The 19,083-nt window shown below is 43.1% G+C and carries 23 protein-coding genes and 1 pseudogene; 22 read left to right on the plus strand and 2 right to left on the minus strand.

Annotation, left to right across the window (positions count from 1 at the left end; translation table 11 throughout):
- Positions 1–73: 73 nt before the first annotated feature.
- From ACO6VG_RS21345 to ACO6VG_RS21360, 4 genes are read left to right on the plus strand one after another with little or no spacing between them, the layout of a single operon-like run.
- Positions 74–1,240, plus strand: a complete 1,167-nt coding sequence (locus tag ACO6VG_RS21345) for a nucleotide sugar dehydrogenase (protein ID WP_422138236.1) — start codon at positions 74–76, stop codon at positions 1,238–1,240.
- Positions 1,241–1,283: 43 nt separating this feature from the next.
- Entirely contained in the window at positions 1,284–2,165 is an 882-nt protein-coding gene (gene galU, locus ACO6VG_RS21350; RefSeq protein ID WP_422475577.1) for a UTP--glucose-1-phosphate uridylyltransferase GalU, read from the plus strand.
- 35 nt (positions 2,166–2,200) lie between these two features.
- Positions 2,201–5,230, plus strand: coding sequence for a glycosyltransferase (locus ACO6VG_RS21355; RefSeq protein WP_422475579.1), 3,030 nt, complete (start codon positions 2,201–2,203; stop codon positions 5,228–5,230).
- A 3-nt stretch (positions 5,231–5,233) separates the two neighbouring features.
- Positions 5,234–6,259, plus strand: a complete 1,026-nt coding sequence (locus ACO6VG_RS21360) for a hypothetical protein (RefSeq protein WP_422475581.1) — start codon at positions 5,234–5,236, stop codon at positions 6,257–6,259.
- A gap of 71 nt (positions 6,260–6,330) precedes the next feature.
- Here ACO6VG_RS21360 and ACO6VG_RS21365 read toward each other — a convergent pair whose 3' ends face one another.
- Positions 6,331–6,462, minus strand: coding sequence for a hypothetical protein (locus tag ACO6VG_RS21365; protein ID WP_422475583.1), 132 nt, complete (start codon positions 6,460–6,462; stop codon positions 6,331–6,333).
- 440 nt (positions 6,463–6,902) lie between these two features.
- Here ACO6VG_RS21365 and ACO6VG_RS21370 point away from each other — a divergent pair, with 440 nt between their 5' ends.
- The 18 genes and pseudogenes from ACO6VG_RS21370 to ACO6VG_RS21455 all read left to right on the plus strand — a co-directional run bounded on the left by ACO6VG_RS21370 (position 6,903) and on the right by ACO6VG_RS21455 (position 18,429).
- Positions 6,903–7,190 (plus strand): BrnT family toxin, encoded by a 288-nt coding sequence (locus ACO6VG_RS21370; protein WP_422475585.1) that lies wholly within the window; start codon positions 6,903–6,905, stop codon positions 7,188–7,190.
- On the plus strand, positions 7,187–7,411 hold the full coding sequence (locus ACO6VG_RS21375) for a CopG family antitoxin (protein WP_422134133.1): 225 nt from the start codon (positions 7,187–7,189) through the stop codon (positions 7,409–7,411). The genes ACO6VG_RS21370 and ACO6VG_RS21375 overlap by 4 nt, the downstream gene beginning before the upstream one ends.
- Positions 7,412–7,451: 40 nt before the next feature.
- Positions 7,452–7,625: pseudogene (locus ACO6VG_RS21380) on the plus strand (DUF4160 domain-containing protein); the annotation flags it as partial.
- A complete protein-coding gene (locus ACO6VG_RS21385; protein WP_422134134.1) occupies positions 7,618–7,815 on the plus strand; it encodes a DUF2442 domain-containing protein in 198 nt (65 codons plus the stop codon). The pseudogene ACO6VG_RS21380 and the gene ACO6VG_RS21385, both read left to right, overlap by 8 nt.
- A gap of 225 nt (positions 7,816–8,040) precedes the next feature.
- Positions 8,041–8,346 (plus strand): HigA family addiction module antitoxin, encoded by a 306-nt coding sequence (locus ACO6VG_RS21390; protein ID WP_422134135.1) that lies wholly within the window; start codon positions 8,041–8,043, stop codon positions 8,344–8,346.
- A 318-nt stretch (positions 8,347–8,664) separates the two neighbouring features.
- The gene (locus ACO6VG_RS21395; RefSeq protein ID WP_422134136.1) at positions 8,665–9,099 is read left to right on the plus strand and encodes a nucleotidyltransferase substrate binding protein; all 435 of its coding nucleotides are present in this window, start codon (positions 8,665–8,667) and stop codon (positions 9,097–9,099) included.
- The gene (locus tag ACO6VG_RS21400; protein WP_422134137.1) at positions 9,092–9,406 is read left to right on the plus strand and encodes a nucleotidyltransferase domain-containing protein; all 315 of its coding nucleotides are present in this window, start codon (positions 9,092–9,094) and stop codon (positions 9,404–9,406) included. Before ACO6VG_RS21395 ends, ACO6VG_RS21400 begins: the two co-directional genes overlap by 8 nt.
- A gap of 215 nt (positions 9,407–9,621) precedes the next feature.
- Complete coding sequence (locus ACO6VG_RS21405; RefSeq protein WP_422134138.1) at positions 9,622–9,915, plus strand: adenylyl-sulfate kinase; 294 nt, start codon at positions 9,622–9,624, stop codon at positions 9,913–9,915.
- Between the two features lie 117 nt (positions 9,916–10,032).
- Positions 10,033–10,452, plus strand: a complete 420-nt coding sequence (locus ACO6VG_RS21410) for a nucleotidyltransferase substrate binding protein (protein WP_422134139.1) — start codon at positions 10,033–10,035, stop codon at positions 10,450–10,452.
- Positions 10,452–10,754 (plus strand): nucleotidyltransferase domain-containing protein, encoded by a 303-nt coding sequence (locus ACO6VG_RS21415; protein WP_422475588.1) that lies wholly within the window; start codon positions 10,452–10,454, stop codon positions 10,752–10,754. Before ACO6VG_RS21410 ends, ACO6VG_RS21415 begins: the two co-directional genes overlap by 1 nt.
- 118 nt (positions 10,755–10,872) lie before the next feature.
- Positions 10,873–12,939 carry a capsular polysaccharide biosynthesis protein gene (locus ACO6VG_RS21420; RefSeq protein WP_422475590.1) on the plus strand — a complete coding sequence of 689 codons (2,067 nt, stop codon included), beginning with the start codon at positions 10,873–10,875 and terminating at the stop codon, positions 12,937–12,939.
- 265 nt (positions 12,940–13,204) lie between these two features.
- Positions 13,205–13,447 carry a hypothetical protein gene (locus tag ACO6VG_RS21425; RefSeq protein ID WP_422134142.1) on the plus strand — a complete coding sequence of 81 codons (243 nt, stop codon included), beginning with the start codon at positions 13,205–13,207 and terminating at the stop codon, positions 13,445–13,447.
- A 54-nt stretch (positions 13,448–13,501) separates the two neighbouring features.
- A complete protein-coding gene (locus ACO6VG_RS21430) occupies positions 13,502–13,942 on the plus strand; it encodes a hypothetical protein (RefSeq protein WP_422475592.1) in 441 nt (146 codons plus the stop codon).
- A 200-nt stretch (positions 13,943–14,142) separates the two neighbouring features.
- Positions 14,143–14,550 (plus strand): type VII toxin-antitoxin system MntA family adenylyltransferase antitoxin, encoded by a 408-nt coding sequence (mntA, locus tag ACO6VG_RS21435; protein WP_422138249.1) that lies wholly within the window; start codon positions 14,143–14,145, stop codon positions 14,548–14,550.
- A complete protein-coding gene (hepT, locus tag ACO6VG_RS21440) occupies positions 14,543–15,076 on the plus strand; it encodes a type VII toxin-antitoxin system HepT family RNase toxin (RefSeq protein WP_422475594.1) in 534 nt (177 codons plus the stop codon). Before mntA ends, hepT begins: the two co-directional genes overlap by 8 nt.
- A gap of 149 nt (positions 15,077–15,225) precedes the next feature.
- Positions 15,226–16,515 (plus strand): capsule biosynthesis protein, encoded by a 1,290-nt coding sequence (locus ACO6VG_RS21445; RefSeq protein WP_422475596.1) that lies wholly within the window; start codon positions 15,226–15,228, stop codon positions 16,513–16,515.
- 325 nt (positions 16,516–16,840) lie between these two features.
- Positions 16,841–17,449, plus strand: coding sequence for an acyloxyacyl hydrolase (locus ACO6VG_RS21450; protein ID WP_422134147.1), 609 nt, complete (start codon positions 16,841–16,843; stop codon positions 17,447–17,449).
- A 68-nt stretch (positions 17,450–17,517) separates the two neighbouring features.
- Positions 17,518–18,429, plus strand: a complete 912-nt coding sequence (locus ACO6VG_RS21455) for a hypothetical protein (RefSeq protein ID WP_422475598.1) — start codon at positions 17,518–17,520, stop codon at positions 18,427–18,429.
- Positions 18,430–18,457: 28 nt separating this feature from the next.
- On the opposite strand, the gene recR is transcribed toward ACO6VG_RS21455, so the two are convergent.
- Positions 18,458–19,057 (minus strand): recombination mediator RecR, encoded by a 600-nt coding sequence (gene recR, locus ACO6VG_RS21460; RefSeq protein WP_422134149.1) that lies wholly within the window; start codon positions 19,055–19,057, stop codon positions 18,458–18,460.
- Positions 19,058–19,083 lie beyond the last annotated feature (26 nt).

Genomic DNA, 19,083 nt, shown 5'->3' on the forward strand with positions numbered 1-19,083 from the left:
TCTAAGTAATTTTTCTCATAATAATGAGTGTTCAATAATATTCACTCATCTATAAATATTAAATCTTATGTCAATGAAAATAGCAGTTGCAGGCACCGGTTATGTTGGATTGTCCAACGCCGTACTTCTTGCCCAAAATAATGAAGTCAAAGCCATCGATATTGTACCCCGCAGGGTCGATATGATTAACGACAGGATGTCGCCTATCGTTGATGCCGAGATCGAGGATTTTCTGGCTAACAAAGCTCTGAATCTGCGAGCGACAACAGACCCCAGAGAGGCTTATGAGAATGCTGACTTTGTTATCATTGCTACGCCTACAGATTACAACCCTGAAACCAATTTTTTTGATACCAGTTCTGTGGAAGCTGTGATAAAAACTGTCATCGCTATCAATCCGGAAGCAGTTATGGTGATTAAGTCCACCGTACCTGTTGGTTATACGGAGAGAATCAAAGACAAACTGAACTGTAAAAATATTATTTTCTCGCCTGAATTCTTACGGGAAGGGAAAGCACTGCACGATAACCTCTATCCGTCACGAATCATTTTAGGTGAATGCTCTGAAAGAGCAGAACGTTTTGCAGAGTTGCTGATTCAAGGTGCTGTTAAGCAAGACATACCCCTTTTGTTTACCAACTCAACAGAGGCAGAAGCAGTAAAGTTATTTTCCAATACCTATTTAGCGATGCGTGTTGCATACTTTAACGAACTGGATACCTATGCAGAAACCCATGGCTTGGATGCACGTCAGATTATTGATGGCGTAGGACTGGACCCAAGAATCGGTAAGCACTACAACAACCCCTCATTTGGCTACGGCGGTTACTGCCTGCCAAAAGATACCAGGCAACTTTTGGCTAACTATCAAGATGTACCCAATAATATTATCCGGGCTATTGTTGATGCCAATACAACCCGAAAAGATTACATTGCTGAATCCATAATCAAAAAAGCCCCCAAAGTAGTAGGTATCTACCGTTTGATTATGAAAGCAGGCTCTGATAACTTTCGCGCTTCATCTATTCAGGGTGTAATGAAACGTATAAAAGCTAAAGGTATTGAAGTCGTTGTTTATGAACCGGTTTTGCTAGAAGAAGAGTTTTTTCACTCAAAAGTGGTGAAAGACATTACCGAGTTTAAAAATATTTCTGACGTTATCGTCTCAAACCGTATGGTCGATGAGTTAGCTGACGTAGCAGACAAAGTTTATACTCGTGACCTTTTTGGCTCTGACTAAACAAAGCCTTAACTATCCTGATTCCTGACAGCCTTCTAGTTTTATGAATTCAAAAATCAAAAAAGCCGTATTTCCTGTAGCGGGTATGGGCACTCGCTTTCTGCCAGCAACTAAAGCTTGCCCAAAGGAAATGCTCCCCGTAGTGGATAAGCCCTTAATTCAATATGCCGTTGAAGAAGCGATCGCTGCAGGTATCACTGACCTGATTTTCGTCACTTCCTGGACCAAACGATCTATTGAAGATCATTTTGATAAAAATTTTGAGCTAGAGTACAAGCTTGAGCAAGCGGGTAAAAATGAGCTGCTTGAGATTGTTAAAGGCATACTTCCAAAGGGTGTAAACTGTTTTTACGTACGCCAGCAAGAGGCCCTGGGATTAGGCCATGCCGTGCTTTGTGCAAAAGATATCGTAGGCAATGAACCTTTCACGGTTTTATTAGCTGACGATATGATTCACTGCCCAAAGACGCCCTGCCTGAATACGATGGTAGGAATGGCACAGGAAGATAAATGCTCAGTCGTAGCCGTAGAGCAAGTGCCCAAAGAGTGTGTGAATAAATACGGTGTCATTGATCCCATTAAACTGAGTGATCGTCTCTATCGGCTCAAAGGTGTGGTTGAAAAGCCCCCTGTTGAAAAAGCGCCTTCCAATTTATCGATTGTCGGTCGCTATGTGTTGCAGCCGCGAATTTTTGAACTTCTTGAAAATACAACTCGCGGTGCAGGTGGTGAAATACAGTTAACTGATGCTATTGCGGCTCTGCTCGAAGAAGAGAATATTTACGCTTATGAGTTCGACGGTACCCGTTACGACTGCGGAAGTAAACTGGGTCATATGAAAGCAAATGTTGAATATGCTTTACGGCATCCTGAACTAAATGCTGTGTTCAGAGAGTATCTGAAATCGCTCCTGGAAACGTGTTAACTTTCACTTTAAAGCTGGTATTCACAACAGTAGATATGAAATTAGGTATAGCTGCGATATTTAAAAATGAAAAGCCTTATATTCTCGAATGGCTGGCTTTTCATCGCTTGATCGGAGTCGATCAGTTCTTCATTGCTGATAACATCAGTGATGATGGCTCAACCGAGCTTCTGAAAGATCTGGATCAGGCAGGCTATATCACTCGTATTGCCTATCCTACAAAAAATGAGCAGGGGCCACAGGTCCCTGCTTATAACCTCATACTGAGAGAGTATGGTCATCTTGTAGACCTGTTGGCTTTTATTGATGCCGATGAGTTTATAGTTCCTGAAGAAGGGGTTTCTCTTAAGAAAAACTTAACACCTTTACTACATAACAATTCTATAGGTGCCATTGCACTGAACTGGGCAATCTTTGGCTCTTCCGGTCACGAAAAGTATATAGATGAACCGGTTATTGAGCGTTTCAAATACAGAGCCAAGCAGTCGACAGGTGTCAACCGGCATATAAAAACTCTGGTAAAGCCCGATTACTGCGAACAGTTCCTTAATCCTCATAAGGTTGCTTTATCAAAAGGTGAGTATGTAAAAATCACTGGAGAAACCTTCAGCTTTTATGAGAGAAACCGTCATGGTTCCAGTGAAACTATTGACTGGTCACCCGTCCGTATAAACCACTACGTTGTTAAGTCTTTTGAAGAGTTCAAGACTCGCAAACAGCGACGAGGTAGAGCTACCGTCAATGAATTGAGAAAAGATGGCTTTTTTAAGGCCCACGACATGAATGATGAAATTGATGATAGTATGGATCGCTTTTATCAGGACGTTCGAAGTGAGGTAAAAAACATTGAATATAAGCTTTTACTAAGTAGATACCACCAAACCAGGAATTCTGCGTTCAAGCACTTTAAAGGCTTACTCTCCCTTACAGGTGAAGCAGGCCGATGGCTGGAGAGAAAGATGAACTTTTCTCTTATTCCATTTTCCGACTTGGAAAAGTCTTCAGACTATGAGTGGAGAGCTATTGATAAAGATCCTGCCTTTATTTTGAAGCGCTATGGCTCCATGCCTAAAGGCTGGTACATGCTAACACTTAAAGTAAAGGCCTCTATTCCCAGATTGGATGCCAAGCTTTATGTAAATTATGGAACGGGTATGAGTGAAAGCACAGCTATCCGACTACCTTTAAAATCAGGATCTCTTTTTAAAAAAATATGTTACTTTTCAGAAAAACCCACCTCAATCCGTTTTGATCCCAGTAATGAGCAGTTTCAATTTACAATAGAGGATTTTGAATTATCAAAACTGACATCCTCATATGCAGAAAAGTTTATGAGAAAAAAAGTCAGTAGTATACTTGGAAAACAATATCTCAATGAGTCCATTCAGGATCTAAAAGAAAAATATGAGCTATGCTTTCTACGAAATCAAGAGGTGATAAGTTATCATGAGTGGAGAAAGCTTTACCTAACAAGAACATTATCAGAAGAAAATAAAAATATTCATTCTTCTGAGATAATTTCTATCATACTAGACAGCTCGGTTTTAAGATCGCCTTATATTTCCAGCATTTTAGACTCATTAAATAATCAGACTCACAGATGCTTTGAAGTTATTATCAGCACCGCTCAAATTAAAGATTTAAACCCTATAAATCTTGATAATTTAAAAAATTCAAAAAACATCAAATTATTCGATCTAAAGAACGAATCATACACAAAAAACGAGCTAATATCTTCCGCAAAAGGAAAGTACATTACATTTATTAATAAGCCTTACTTTCTTAGCGAGCATGCCGTTTATTTTATTTTAAAAAGCATAAATAATAATACTGAATCATTAGTCATCTATACAGACGAAGATCTATTAGAGAAAGGAATGCACAGTTCTCCTAATTTGAAGCCAGATTGGTCACCTGATCTGTTTTACGCACAAGACTATATTTCTGGTTTTGTGACATTCAGAAAGGATTTTATAGATTCGACTTCTTTAATAAAGACAGACAACATTGGGCTGGGAGTATATAAATTCCTGTTAGAACAAGCATGTAGCCTCAAGCCGAACCAAGTTACACATGTTCCCCATATTCTTGCTCATAATCTGTCTAGAGATGGTAGCAGTGTTGAACCTACAGCTAGATTAAGCTGCATTAGGGATCATTTTTCAAAAATAAATCCCGATATCAAAGTAGAATCTTACAAAGGTGCACATAAGATTCAATGGCCACTGCCTACGACATTACCTAAAGTTAGTCTGCTTATCCCAACAAGAGATGGTTTTGACATACTCAGTCAATGTGTAGAAAGTATCCTGAAAAATACCACCTACACCGATTTTGAAATTATAATCCTGAACAATCAAACAACTTGTACCGATACGCTGAGCTACTTCGAAGAGATAAAGAATCACGAGAAAATAAAGATTATCGATTACGACCAGCCTTTTAATTATTCAGCCATAAACAACTATGGCGTTACGCATGCCACTGGTTCCGTGATTGGTTTAATCAATAACGACATTGAAGTCATTTCAGGTAACTGGTTAACAGAAATGGTATCACAAGCCATACGACCCGAAATTGGTTGTGTCGGCGCAAAACTGTACTATGCAAATGATACTATTCAACATGCAGGCGTCATCTGTGGTCTTGGTGGTGTTGCCGGACACTCTCACAAGCACTTTAAGCGCAGCCAGAAGGGTCATATGAATCGCTTGAATTGTGTTCAGAACCTTTCAGCCGTTACTGCTGCAGCTTTAGTTGTCCGCAAAGATATTTATCTGGAAGTTAATGGCCTGGATGAAGACCATCTCAAAGTCGCTTTCAATGACGTTGATTTCTGTTTAAAAGTTCGGGAAGCGGGCTATAGAAATTTATGGACGCCCTATGCAGAACTCTATCACCATGAATCGATTAGTCGCGGTCTGGATGACACCCCTGAAAAAAAAGCTCGATTTGAAAAAGAGTTCGCTTATATGAAGAGAAAATGGAAGGGTAAAATAGAGTCAGACCCTTACTATAATCCTAACCTGACTCACACAAAAGAAGACTTCTCTCTCAGAATATAACTTATGCTAGCCAGATTTAGATCCAAGCCAAGTCTGTTCAGAACGAGAAAGAAATATTCTGAAAAATGGAATGGGGAAATCGTTGTCGTTGGTAAGTCCATTTCCCCAACAATTGACTTCTACTTTCGCAATAGAAATCATCAGGTTCAAAAATATACCGAAATTGATATTAGCCGCGATGACTTTCAGGCACAGCTATCCAATTCAATCACTACCGGTTGCCTGATCATTTTGGTCAGAGATGTTCCTCTCAATATTTTAAAATACCTTATTAATGCCACTGTTATGCCAACTGGTGTGATTTGGTTTATTGACGACGATATGCCGGGTGCTCATCTTGATGACACGCTGCCAAGCTCTTATCGCAGACGTCTTTCTTCCTGGTACAAAAAAGCAAAACCTCTGCTTACTAAGGTGTGTGACAGGATCTGGGTTTCCACAACTCACTTGGCAGAAAAATATCAGTTACCGGCAGAAGCTGTTCTCTCTCCCACCCAGATAGAAACAGAAAGACTGCCTTTAGTTCGATGTTTTTATCACGGTAGCAGCTCTCATAAGGAAGATTGGAGTTTTGTTTTAAGCGTTATCAGAAAAGTCCAGTCACGCAACCTGAATACCTGGTTTGAACTCATCGGTGACCATTCACTGTATAAAGCAGCAAGAGGTATACCCCGTGTGCAGATCCTCCATCCCATGCCCTGGCCAGACTATCTCACCATGACTGCATCAAGAACCATGGATATTGGTCTGGCACCTCTGATGGACACATCGTTCAATCATTCCCGATCTCATACTAAAATGCTTGATATCTGTCGTCAGAATGCTGTGGGTATATACTCTACTCGCTTTCCTTTGTCGAACAAGATACAAGAAAGTAACGCAGGCTTAGTTGTTGATGACAGGGTGGATTCATGGATTGAGGCTATTGAACATCTTATAAAGTTGGATAAACAAGATATGCTGACCAATGCAAACCAACTAATCCTGGCTGTGGAATCTTCAAGCCCTACTCTGAACGAAGCGGTTTGATCTTTTCAGATTTTAAACAGTTAGTTGTTGGATATGCATTTCCAAACTTCAATTCAATAACAGTGACTCCCTTACCCTTTTTCTGGCACAAGATAACTGATTGGCTGCGATGTTAACTCCCCTTTGAAATGATCTTCTTCCACCGCTTTGCGGTGACCCGTTTTAAGCAGTGTTTTTGACCTCAACTCAACGGTTAAGTTCATTCCTTTTTCTTTCAGTTGTTTACTTCTTTCCAGAAGAGTCTTTCAGAAGTCCTGCTTTTCGTTTCTCCTTCACAGTAGCTTTGACCCTTGATAATTCTGAGTGGTTGCGTAATGCATTAATGAGTCCTGTATCACGGACGCTTCATCCTGATGCATGAGAAAGTAACTGATTTCATCCAGTATCAGCCAACTTGAATACATCAGTTGCTGCACTTATCTTTCAAGCCAGTTTTCCTCTTGTGTTTTTTCCAGCGTGGCCATCAGCTTGTTAAGGCTCATGAACATCACCCGCTACCCTGCTTCCCTCAAGGCAAGAGCTATTGCCAATATGAGTACAGGCTCTCTCGCTGAAGTCCTTGTGAGGAGGCAATTGCATGATCTGCTGCGCGTCACGCCTCAATAAAACTTGACAGATCCCAGCACGTACATACACTGTACATATGATAAAATTTGAATGGGATCAGACTAAAAACCGATCCAACCGAAAAAAGCACGGAATCTCCTTCGAGGAGGCAAAAAGTATATTTTATGATGAATATGCTATTCAGTTTTATGACGAGGAAAGTTCTGAGGTCGAAGATAGATTTTTAATGGTTGGTGTGAGTCAACAATCCCGTGTTTTACTGGTATGTCATTGCGAGAGAGACGATGGTGAGACCATCCGTATTATCTCAGCAAGGAAAGCCACTAATACTGAGCGCAGTTATTATGAAGGGAACTTATCATGAAAGATGAATATGATTTTTCAAAAATGAAAGCCCGCAGAAACCCTTACGCTTCAAAGCTGAAAAAATCAGTAACAATGCGCCTTAGTGAAGATGTGATTGAATATTTCAAAAAAATGGCAGAAGAAACGGGTGTACCTTATCAAAGTCTGATCAACCTCTATCTCAAAGATTGTATGATACAGCATCGTAAAATCGACATCACATGGCAAGCCAGGACATAAATTGGTAGTCGGAGGTATCTAACCTTCAGCCCAAGGTCACGAGGCTTTGGTGTGTATTAATGATGGTACAGTTCTCAATGGCCATCTTCCAAAGAAGGCCGCAAGGTTGGTATCTGACTGGTCTGGTGACCATAAAACAGCACTATTTGATAACTGGCAAAAAGCAGTGGAGCTTCAGCCGCCAGAGCGTATTCCGGGAGCTGATTATGATTAAATTGATAAAAGCTGAGTGGTTATACGATAAAGAAATTCGACTTTCTTTCTCTGATGGTTCCCACGGAGTGATGGATTTTTCTCCGTTGCTGTCTAAAAAAACAGCTATGACATTACCCTTGGAGAGTTCACAGTATTTTTGCCGTTTTTTCCTTGAGTTGGGCGCTTTGTGCTGGCCTAACGGTTTTTAGCTGAGTCCAGGTAGCTTGCATGAGAAACTGGATAAGGCAGGTAAGCTAGTCAGGTTTGATGCCGCGTAACCAAGAAAAGAAACTCGGAGAAACCCGTGTGGTGAGACCCGGCAACACAAAACCGGTGTCATGTGTTTGAGCCGTAAACGTCTCAGGTAACCGCCGCATTGTGTTTGAATTTAAAGACGGTGATGCCTATATCGTAAACTATGAGGATTACCACTGATGGCTATACAACCATTTAACCCACCTCACCCGGGGGCATTGATCTACCGTACCTACATTGAGCCGTTCACCTCAATGACCGCTAACAGAATTGCCGACCAACTGGGCGTGGCCAGAAGTACTTTCAATCGTTTGTTGAATGAAAAAGCAGGTGTTTCACCGGAAATGGCCATTCGATTGTCCCAAGTACTGGGTGGTTCTGCTGAAAGCTGGATGACACTTCAGGAAAGCTTTGACTTGTGGAAAGCCAGGCAAGTGGTCGATACAGCAAGCCTTGAACGCATTGATTTTAATCAGGTAGCGTAGCGAATGAGAAGAAAGCAGAGTCAGATCTTGATTCTTGACATCCTTTAACTCTGTTATACTCCGGATTCCTCCCTGCCTTTTTGATTGACTTGAATGTGTCGTAATTATTGGGTTGTAATTTATCGGTGATAACTTGAGAGTGAGCTAGTGAGCCTGAATGATGTCTGCATTCACCATTACATCAGCTCTGAAGAGCTAACTGCTGAACAATTGGTGAGGCCATCCGGGAATATTGACACATCGAGAATAAGCTTCACTGACTGTACTAATCAAATTTCTGAGATATGATGGTCTAAATATCAATTGTCAGTAAGACACATGACTATAGACACTACTTTTTTTTCTCGTTGCATCAAGACACTGGATACTGCTTATAACCGTTTACTCGGCTGTGAAGAAGACAGTATAGAGTACGATATGTACCGTTCAGCCTGTGTGAAAGAGTTTGAAATCATCCTCGAACAGGCTGGTAAACTTCTCCGCAAGTGTCTGAAGGATTTTGCTCATAGCCCCAAGGCGATAAATCGCCTTGTGTTCAAAGAAGTCTTCAGGCAGGCGGGGCAACATAGCCTTTTGTCTGTTGAGGAAACCGAACGCTGGTTGATTTATCGGGATAATCGTAGTAACACGGCCCACGATTATGGTAAGAAATTTGCTGAATACACGCTAACGTTGCTGCCAGGTTTTATCGCTGATGCCATTACCTTGGAGAAAGCTATAGTGCAGCATCTAGGAAGAGTCAGAGATGATTGATTTACGAGAAAAAGATCGCAAGTCCGTCTGTGATCTGGCATCGCAGATATTCCCCGTTGGTACCATGCTATGGGCTTATGGAAGCCGTGTAAAAGGTACTAATTATGATGCCAGTGACCTGGACATTGTCGTTCACTTTCCTGATGAGCAAGATGAGAATGATAGTTTCGCTCAGCTAGCGGCGTTTAATGAAGCCTTACGTGACTCCAACATTCCCATAATTGTGCAGGCACTGTCCTGGTCTGCGATACCAGAGTCTTTTAAAACTAATATTAAATCCTGTTATCAAGAGCTTTGCCTGGTTTGAAGACAGGGAAAGATTAACCCCCTCCCCTGCTCTTTCATCAGCCTGGCAGACTTAACGACAGAGCAATCGGGTAAGGCCGGTCGGGAAACATTAGCACATCGAGTATAAGCTTAACTGGAAGTTTGATGTTACGATGAGAAAATCAGTGTCGAATTCAAAGAGTACACACTTCCCCGCTCAGGCTCTTGCTGAACTGGCACTTTCATGATTTTGCCATGTTACAGCCTCCGAAGCCGGAGCTTCGTCTTATAGAAAATATTGCCTGGCATAGTCACAGGGTTTCCAGAGAAGCACGTTCGAACCTGAAATCACAAAAGCCCTGCCTGATCCGGTTCACTGGCCTGAGTGGCTCAGGTAAGTCTACCGTTGCCAACGCAGTTGACGGTCTCCTGCATGGACAGGGTTATCATACCTACGTCTTGGATGGTGATAATGTTCGTCATCGTTTGAACAAGTTAGCACCTCTTGCAGAACTGAGCCAATCATTGCGGCTCTGTGCTGCCTTATAAGACGTTTAATAACCAGAGCTGCTTCGGGTAACCGTTCTTGCGCACCACAATCCAAAAATTCACCTGATGTACGTTTTTCTGTTATTTTAATCCTTTTATCATTGCTGATTTATCCACATGACCCCAACGCCTGATAATCGCTGGAAACAGCGCTTCGAGAACTATCAGAATGCCCTTGCTGTTCTGGACTCCGCTGTAGCTGCTGTTCAGGCAGCACCCGAAGATATTTTATATCGAATCGCCCTGATCCAGTCTTTCAAGTTCAGTTGGGAGCTTGGCTGGAAAGTACTGAAAGACTACCTGAACTATGAGGGTATCGAGGTTCAACCGTCGCCCAGACAGGTTATTAAGCAGGCATTTCAACAGCAGATAATATCAGATGGCCAGTTATGGATAGATATGCTGGAAGCCCGTAATACCATGAGTCATGCCTATGACAACCAGAAGGCGCAACAAGCTGCCAAGGCTATACAGCGCAGTTATCACCCAGCTTTAGTGGCGCTGTCAGATTACTTTACCGGGCGAGTGACACCCTGATGTTTGGGCTTCCTGAAGCAACCCTGCAACAAATTATTGCCTGCTTGTCCGGCTTCACTGAAATCAGTCGGGCGGCTATTTTTGGTTCCCGTGCTATGGGCACATATCGGGCAGGATCTGATGTTGATATCGTAATTTGGTTAACCAACGATAACCCTCACACAGTAGCTCGTATTGCTGCGGCTCTGGATGAACTTCCAACACCTTATTTGTTTGATGTAGTGGATTATGGAACAATCACTCATGAGCCTTTGAAGGCTCATATTGATAATAAGGCAAAACCTCTGATTTTGGAGAGGTAGGTACCGCAGGCAGGTCTTGTAACACCCATAGTTACACATTGTCTTACACATTTTCACTTTAGACCTGTCGATTTTCAGATTCCAGGTTATTTATTCCAATCAACTATCAGTGACTACCTTGCCGTCTTCTCCAAAACCAAAACCAGCTTTTATCACCCTTTCTCAAGGGATCAGTGACGCCAGAGAACTAAAAGCTCTCTTACAGTGCAATGACATAGAGAAGAAAAAGCCTTACACAAAAATACAGCCATCTCACGTTGTTCTGGGCTGGGGTAAAAAAGCCAACACACAACAAGCTGTAAAACTTGCAGAAAAACACCAGGTACCTTATTGGCACCTTGAAGACGGCTTTATCAGCTACCTGGGCCACCCTGCCCTGGGTGACAAACGCTTTGCTTTGATCGTTGATAAACGGGGCATTTATTACGATGCTACCGGCCCTTCAGATATTGAAGATCTTCTGAATCATCCAGACTGGTTCAGCTCAGCATTAAAAGAGCGGTCTTCAAACCTTCTGGCTCTGATTACTGAAAACAAAATCACTAAATATAATCATGAGCCAGTTGATAGCTGGAAGCCTGAAGCTGGAGAGCAGAAACGTATTCTTGTGGTTGATCAGACTTACGGGGACTGTTCCGTCAAATTTGGGTTAGCCGATGACTCCAGCTTTAATAAAATGCTGAATGCAGCTCTTGCTGAGAATCCGGATTCTGAAGTCTGGATAAAAGTTCATCCCGATGTTGTTCTGGGTACCAAAAAGGGCTATCTCGGCAGCAATCTTCCTGATAATCCCAGAATACGCATTCTTGCCGACAAGGTTAATGCCCAGTCGCTTTTCCCCTATTTTGAAAAAGTCTACGTTGTTACCTCTCAATTAGGCTTTGAAGCACTCTGGCACAAGAAGAATGTCGTTTGTTTTGGTGTCCCCTTTTACAGTGGCTGGGGGTTAACCGATGACCGAGTTCCCTGCCCTCGTCGAAAACAAGTGCATACTATTGAAAGCCTCTTTGCTGCTGCCTGCCTGAAATACACTCGTTATATCGATCCGGAAACGTTTGAACGGTGTGAGCTGGAAGCTATTCTTGAACTTATCCCCCTGCAGAGAAGATCACGCTGCCAACCCGTCAAAACACTCTATGCGGTTGGCTTCAGCCTATGGAAAAGAGCCTTTTTAAAGAGTTTTACCCGGGCAATTTCAGAGAAGGTTCAGTTTGTAAAATCAGTTCAGCAGGCTGAAGCAAAGGCTAAATCAGGAGATGGTGTTCTGGTTTGGGGAGCTAAACATCATGATTATAAACCTCCATCAAATATTAAGCTTTTCAGAGCAGAAGACGCATTTATTCGTTCAGTAGGTCTCGGCGCAGACCTGCGAAGACCCAGTTCATTGATTCTGGATCAGACGGGTATCTATTTTGATGCTTCACGACCTTCTGATCTTGAAACTGCGATCAATACCATTGAGCTCAATGATAAGCAGCTCGAACAGGCGAAAGCTTTGCGTAAAACGCTGAAAGAGCAAAGAATCAGCAAATATAATCTGCAAGGTTCAGAACAATCCTTGTTTGCGTCAGCCAGAACGGATCAGCGCAAGATACTGATTACCGGTCAGGTGGACAGCGATGCTTCCATTCAATGGGGCAGCCCCGAGATCTCATCCAATCTTGAATTGATCAAGGCAGTCAGAACCTGTGCGCCTGATGCTTTTATTGTTTACAAGCCTCACCCTGATGTTCTTTTAGCAGGAAGAGAGGGACATATTCCTGACAGTCTGGCATTGAACTGGGTTGACCATGTTGTGGCGAATGGTGATATTTTTGATTGCATAGAGCAATGTGATGAGTTGCACGTCATGACCTCTCTGGCAGGTTTTGAAGCCCTGACACTCGGAAAAACAGTTCACTGCTGGGGCCAGCCTTTTTATGGGGGATGGGGGGTGACCGTTGATCATTTAACCAGCAACAGGCGTTATCGTACGAGAAACCTGGAGGAACTGATCTATTTTGCGCACTGTTATTACCCCATGTATATCAACTGGCAAACCCGAAGGTATACGACACCAGAGAGGGTTATTGCTGCTATCGAGCAAGAACGTTGTTCAACATCAGAGAGTGGGCACTTTATAAACCGATGGTTGAGCAGAAAACGACGAAAGGTGGGCTATTTAATAGAGGCTCTGTTTAGTTAGATATTCCTTATACATTCAGTGGCATTCTCTGAGATAGCTGAATTGGTATTCACGATTCCCTCCTGAAGGGCCATGTTGTAGCCAGAAAACTTAACTTAATCAACTGTTCAGTGTATGAGATCCTCTGCATATTCAGCTCCAAAGTTGCAAAGCCAGCTATTTTTGGGTATGTAGATGAGTTCTCTAATCAACTTAAAGAGGATGCTGGTTTTTAAGTAGATTCTTCGCTATTCTGCTCAACATTAATAATCTATGGGAAAATATAATGGCTATTAGCCCAAAAGAAGCGGCTCAAGCAGCAGCAAAGTATTTCGAAGATGTGTCATCAGAGAGGGTAAGATTGTCAATTGAGGAAGTTGAACTGGAAGATGGTTTTTGGTTAATTACTCTTGGTATGTCTGATTCTTACGCACTTGGAAGCATAGGAAATAAAGTAACAAGCTATAAAATATTTAAAGTCGATGCTAACACAGGTGAAGTAATATCTATGAAAATTCGTAAAATCTAGTATTTCACAATGCTCACTGATTTATTGATAGAGTACAGGAACGGTGGTGCATTCTTGGATACCAATTTACTTATTCTATATCTAATTGGTAAATATCAACCTACATATGTACCAAAGTTCAAACGTACCACAATGTATTCTGAACAAGTTTTCCATTGGCTTAATGGTTATGTGTCTCAGTTTTCAAAAATTGTCGTTACTCCTCAGGTTTTAGCTGAAGCCTGGAATTTTCTGGAAAAAATACCTGAACACAGATTCAAGGTCTTTTTAGATTCAATTCTCCCAACACTCTATTTAGTGAATGAAGAATATATTCATAAAGATGAAGTGATTAGTACATATGGCTTTAACCATATTGGGATTACTGATACATCCATCATTTTAGCAGCAAAGAGTTTGAAATATTTAATTTTAACAGATGATCTGAGAGCTTATAACAACTTTGCATATCACGAAGTAATGGCCATTAATATCAATCATCTAAGGCAACTGTAATCTCTATCAAATACTGCTGATTCCTTCCGGGGTTTCTCCTCTTCACCTTAATATAAAGTCCGGTTTCCCACGCAGGGGCCAACAGGGCCTGAAAAAGGCAAGAGAACCAGTGTCAACTTAACCATCTGCCCACTGTATTATGTCCAATTTGCTTTGAGCAGTGTTATTCTAATGGTTCAAACATCACTCAAAGAGAAAGTATGCACGCAGATTTGGATGCTTCCTATATCGAAGAGTCACTTAGAGCGGCATTTGGTAAAACTTTGCTGGGAGTCGTTTTGTATGGCAGCCAGGCGACTGGGCACGCCACAGCTGGAAGCGATATAGATTTGGCGGTCTTTATATCCGGAAAAACCTCCCAACAACTTTTGTGGGATAAAGCACAGGAGCTCGCTTGCCACTTTGGTAAGTATGTTGACCTGATTGACTTGAAAGGCGCGACTACCGTGCTCCAGAAAGAAGTATTTCAGCATGGTGTTTGGATGGCCAGGATAGATGAAATGGCATGCGACCTGTTTGAAACGCATGTTTTTTCACACTATCAGCAACTTCAGGAAGATCGCCGCGAGATTATTAATGACTTATTGAGCAGGATTAAAAATGGATGATGTGATTCTGAACAAATACAGTATTATTCAACGGTGCCTTGCCCGTATCGAAGAAGAGTATGTCGGGTACGAAGATGAGTTGACGACGAATTTTACCCGCCAGGACTCCATTATTTTAAATATCCAGCGAGCATCACAGGCCGCACTGGACCTGGCGAACCGGGTAATTCGCCTGAAACAGTTGGGCATCCCTCAGGGAAGTCGGGACTCGTTTTCCCTGTTGTCAGACCATGGTTATGTGCCTCTTGCGCTGGCAGATAGCATGATGAGAATGATCGAATCGTTCTCGCATATCACTCCTGACAGCTCTGCAACCTCTCACTCTCCCTCTGACTTTATCTCATCGCGCTCTCAAGACATTGACAGTGATCTCAGGCAATTTTCTACCTGCCTGGACAGGCTCTGTTGGCTGGCTGCATCAACTTTAAATTGTTTAACCACTTCAGGACCCAGTGTTAAGGTGAGTTTAATCATTACCACGTACTATACGTATAGCCTTCCCAATGCAGAACCTAGTATTGTTTAAGGCAACCATATTAAAACCCAAACCAGTTTGCTTGCTACGGCAATTCAATTACATTCAGTTATATTTTTAGACTGGCTTATGCTAGGATTTGCACAACACACAACCACCGATAAGCGACCAAGGTCATACACAAGGATCGGATTTAGGCTATGACCAAATCTGCCGTACTTTTTCTTCAAGGCCCACTGGGGCCATTTTTCAAGCGGCTGGCACGCACCTTTTCCAGAGCGGGTTACACCACCCACAAAATCAACTTTAATGGCGGCGACCGGTTTTTTTCATGGGCTAATGTTCAGACCCACTACAAGGGAAAACCAGCTGACTGGGCCGCTTTTCTTGAACAGTACCTCACCGAACATCGTATCGAAGCCGTTTTTCTCCTTGGTGACTGCCGTTATTATCACAGAACTGCAAAGCCGGTCTGTGATGCATTGGGGGTTCAATTTTGTGTCTTCGAAGAAGGTTACTTACGACCTGATACCATTACACTGGAGTCCGGAGGCGTTAATTCACTGAGCCAGATGGATCTCAGCCGTGAAAGCCTGGAGAGAATAACGCCATGCTCAGCTAAATCCAGCCAGACAATCGGCGGCACCATGAAACGAAGGACCCTCTACGCTGCTTTTTATTATTGGGCCAGTTCTTTCTCAAGGGATGAATTTTCTGAGTACAGGCATCACAGGGCTACTAATCCGGTCAAAGAAGGCTTTTACTGGTTGAGAGGGTTTGCCAGAAAACTGCTGTTTAAAAGTTATGACAAGCAAACGCAATTTCGTCTGGATAATGAGTTTGATCAGAGATTTTATCTGGTTCCGCTGCAAGTTCACGACGACTCCCAGATGATTTTTCACTCTCCTTATGAGTCAGTGAAAGCTTTTATTCAGGAAGTCATAGTCTCCTTCTGGAAGCATGCAGATTTAGACAAGGTGTTGTGCTTCAAACACCACCCGATGGACAGGGGCTACACAGAATACGGGCAGTTTATTGAAGACCTGGCAACAAATCTGGGCATCCAGGACAGAGTGCTGTACTGCCACGACATCCCTTTACCCGATTTATATCATCACACCTGTGGCGTAGTAACCGTTAACAGTACCGTTGGGATCTCCGCCCTTCTGCACCACCTGCCTACCAAGGTCATGGGACGAGCTTTTTATGATATCGACGGCATTACCCATCAGGGATCTCTGGAGTCATTCTGGAAAAGTCCGGAGCCTGTTGACCGTCATTTATTCAAACAACTGCATTCCTACCTGTTTCAGAAAACCCAGATCAATGGCAGTTTTTTCAAATACTACCGGCTTACCTGTGATAGCAGTCTGCGCTTTTACGAAGAATTTCTGAAACCCACTTCAACATTCAGACCATCAGAACAAGCGCCTGTCCTGATCTCTGAACAAGCCAAACCCCTGCCCTCCTCTTATAGCAGTGCTGCGTAGAGCAGCATTGACCACCCGAGCCATATTCATTTAGGGCTCTCCTTCTCTTTGTATACACCTCTGCTCAACACCCTTCTCTACCTAATATCGGTGGGAGATTCCTGTTAGTCACTTGAAATGTCCAGCCAGTTGAGAACAGTTGTGGAAGAACTACTCTTTATTACAAACAAGTCTGCGTGACCAATGCGCAAAGGATTTTAGCCCTCTTCTCTCATCAAATCCCCCCGGCAATAAGCTGTCTGAAAATCTCTCATAAAGTTTCATTTTTATCGGCCGATAGCTAATGCGTGGAAACCACTAAGAGAATAATATCAAGGGGAAGTATATGAAGAGTGCTATTGCCAGCCTGTGCTTATCAGCGTCGCTGCTGATCCAAACACAGAGCGTTCACGCAGAGGACTTTGTTCCAGATGGTATCAATGTTAGCTATGGCCAGTACCTTGACCTTGTTTCAGGTCGTTCAGCGGATTACACCAATCTGCGCCTGGGCATCACCTGGGACTGGAAAAAGGACTTTTATCAGTCTGATAGCATTGTACTCAGCAGCTATTTTGAATTGGCTGCCAGCTCATGGAAAAGTAATCTCTCGGCCAGTGACAATCCCAGTCCTGACGGCAAAGACAAAGTAACTACTATTAGTTTTTCGCCGGTATTAAGAATGGGATTTCTCCCCAACGCCAGCGTGCGTCCGTTTATAGATCTTGGGGTGGGTGCCGCCTACCTGTCTGAACAAGATTTGGAGAAAGAAAAGAGATCACCTATTAATATGGGCGGTCACTCCCAATTCGAGATCCGGCTCATGGCAGGTATTGAATTTGGAGCTAATCAGCAATTTGAACTCAGCTATGGCTGGTTCCATTACTCCAATGCCGGACTGCACAGCATGAATGAATCCATTGATTTTCATTCGGTGACATTTGGCTACAACTGGTAATCACTTAGTCGGCAGCCTTCTAAAACAATAACTAGAATGGATACATCATAGTGTTATGGTGTATTCCAATGGCTGTTGGCTTATCGACAATTTTTGGATTTTTTGCTGCCTGGATGCCTCTGGAATCTCCCTGGGTGGATGTAGCAACAGACACCCCGGAGGATTTCAACCCTAATTGCCACTATCAGGTTGAGTTCGATCAAGCCTGGTTCTTTGCAGCCGCCGTCAATAAAGATGCTCTCTTGCTTACCCCCTACGGCAGCCTGGAAAATGCCGAGACTTATATACTCAAAATTTCTGCCGCACAGAAAAACACTCTGATCGTTGAAAGCAGTGACGGCACCAGTGAAAAACCTCTTGGCTTTGAATCCATTCGCAGATGGTGCCCTTCTGTTCCAGAGAAATTAGATCTCAACAGCAACAGCAGCTTTAATCCTGACTGTTTCCATTGGATCAATGAAGAACAGGCTTTTTACAATTACCTGTCCACCTGTTACAACAAAACCCGGCTTGAACTGATACCCGAAGACTTCGGCGACCAGAAAACCGTACTGAAAGCCCATATTCAGTCGGACAGAAAAAATACTACCCTTGTTCAGAAAGCGGATGGACAAGCCAGCAAAGTGCCGACCCATACAATACTGAGCCAGTGTCAAAATATTGAATGGAAAGAGTTTCCTGATTCGGATTCAACTAAAAAAGTGATTCATGAAGCCAGAGGCAGAAAGCTTCAGGCCAGCAGCTTCAGCAGAAATTGCTTTTATCGAGTGCAGCTCGATAGTGACACAAGCTGGCAAACCGCTTTTGGTACAGATAATGGCGGCTTCACCCTCTATATCAACACTTATTTTCCGGATTCTTTACCAGGCACACAGAAAACCATTGACTGGATGACGACGGACCAGTACACCCGAATACGAACAGGTGAAGCGAAAACCACGGGCCTTGTAAATCGAATTCAGTACTTTTGTCCTAAGTAAACCAGGACATCTCCTGGCCTCTGCTGCTTTATAGTTCAAGCTTTCGTCGGCCTGCCAATGCGTGGGCCAGAGTGCCGCCGTCAACGTATTCCAGCTCACCACCCAACGGCACACCATGTGCTATCCGGCTGGCTTCAACGCCCATATTTTTGAGCTCTTCTGCAATAAAGTGAGCCGTGGCTTCACCCTCAACCGTCGGGTTAGTTGCCAAAATGACTTCTTTAACCTGAAAATCGGACACTCGCTCCAGCAAGTCGGTCACACCGATTTCGTCAGGACCAACTCCATCGATCGGTGAAAGGTGTCCCATAAGAACAAAATAGCGTCCGGAATAGCCACCGGCCTGTTCCAGGGCCATTACATCAGAAGGGTTTTCTACCACACAAAGTGTTGATTTCTCGCGACCCGGATGACTGCAAATATCACACAATTCACTCTCACATAATGTTCTGCAAGACTTGCAGCGCCCAACCCCTTCTGCTGCTTCGGTGAGAGCTTTAGCCAGCCGAAGTGCACCCTCCCGGTCTTTTTCCAATAGATGCAACGCCATTCTTTGGGATGACCTGGGCCCCACCCCGGGCAAACAACGCAGGGATTCTATCAATTCCTTGATCAGAGGACTGAACATAAATGCACTCAAATTCCGGTCAGGGC

The sequence above is a fragment of the Endozoicomonas sp. ALB032 genome (assembly GCF_049310125.1).
In the GTDB taxonomy this organism is placed as follows: Bacteria; Pseudomonadota; Gammaproteobacteria; order Pseudomonadales; family Endozoicomonadaceae; genus Endozoicomonas_A.